The sequence below is a fragment of the Acinetobacter sp. KAM396 genome, assembly GCF_021602765.1.
GTDB lineage: Bacteria > Pseudomonadota > Gammaproteobacteria > Pseudomonadales > Moraxellaceae > Acinetobacter > Acinetobacter towneri_A.
This window is the reverse complement of the sequence record NZ_BPPH01000098.1, coordinates 1-727: the sequence shown is the minus strand read 5'-3', so window position 1 is coordinate 727 and position 727 is coordinate 1. Positions and strand designations below refer to the sequence as shown.

Genomic DNA, 727 nt, shown 5'->3' with positions numbered 1-727 from the left:
GAAAACAGTAATCAAAGAACGAAATCTGAATCCTGTGCTTGACTTGGAAGTGTCTGTATAGGACATTTCTATTTGGTTATTAGGTAGGACATTTCTACTTAGGAATAACACGACTTGTAATGCAATTTGCATTACAATATTCCTAGTACATTAAATACTTGGGAAATATGATGGCTACTGTTAACTTCAGGATCGATGAAGCCCTTAAAGAAAAATCTTATTCAATCCTTAAAGAGCAAGGTATTGCACCTACTGATTTCTTCACTAGTATTCTTGAGTATGTTGCTACGACTGGGAAACTGCCTGTCAAAAAAGCTTTGCTTTCGGAAGAAGATGAAGAATTATTAGCTCTTGTCCGTAAGCGCATTAATGATCCTAAAGAGATGTTTGAGGAAGTCACATTAGATGACTTATAAGCTTTTACGTCACAAGGACTTTACAGCAGAATGGGAAAAACTCCCTGTTGCTATACGAGATCAATTTAAAAAGAAACTAGCCAAAGTCATAGAGCAGCCACATATTCCAAAGAATATGCTTAGAGGCGATCTTGCAGGTTGCTATAAAATCAAATTATTAAAAGCTGGTGTCCGACTTGTCTATCAAGTTAAAGATGATCGGCACTGTTGCAAAGTTAGCGATGAGGCAGCCTTTTGTCTTATTCAAAGGCCTTACATTTCAAAAACTCTGCTTACCAGGCGCATTTCGCCCAGGGGATCACCATAATAAA

1 protein-coding gene and 1 pseudogene are annotated in these 727 nt (G+C 37.4%); both read left to right on the top strand.

What is annotated here, in order from left to right; genetic code table 11:
• The first annotated feature begins 170 nt into the window (after positions 1 to 170).
• The gene (locus L6C30_RS14665; protein WP_000246755.1) at positions 171 to 416 is read left to right on the top strand and encodes a type II toxin-antitoxin system RelB/DinJ family antitoxin; all 246 of its coding nucleotides are present in this window, start codon (positions 171 to 173) and stop codon (positions 414 to 416) included.
• A pseudogene (locus tag L6C30_RS14660) lies at positions 406 to 618 on the top strand (type II toxin-antitoxin system RelE/ParE family toxin); the annotation flags it as partial. The gene L6C30_RS14665 and the pseudogene L6C30_RS14660, both read left to right, overlap by 11 nt.
• Positions 619 to 727 lie beyond the last annotated feature (109 nt).